Raw genomic sequence first — 319 nt, 5'->3', positions numbered from 1 at the left:
GAAATGGCTTACTTCGAATGTTTGCATGAAATGAAGTTGATCGTAGACCTTATGTATGAAGGCGGTATCGCCAATATGAACTACTCAATCTCAAACAATGCTGAATACGGCGAGTATGTAACGGGCCCAGAAGTTATTAACGAAGAGTCTCGTGCAGCGATGCGTAATGCGCTTAAGCGTATTCAGAATGGTGAGTATGCGAAAATGTTCATTTCAGAGGGTGCAACAAACTATCCTTCAATGACTGCGTACCGTCGTAACAATGCTGCGCACCCAATCGAGCAGGTTGGTGGTGAGCTTCGTAAGATGATGCCATGGA

Annotated in this window: 1 pseudogene; it reads left to right on the top strand. The window is 44.8% G+C overall.

The features are described from left to right. A pseudogene (locus A3735_RS10110) lies at window positions 1-319 on the top strand (ketol-acid reductoisomerase); the annotation flags it as partial.

The sequence above is a fragment of the Oleiphilus sp. HI0061 genome (assembly GCF_001635675.1).
The sequence above is the reverse complement of the archived record's forward strand: the minus strand, read 5'-3'. Positions and strand labels throughout refer to the sequence as shown.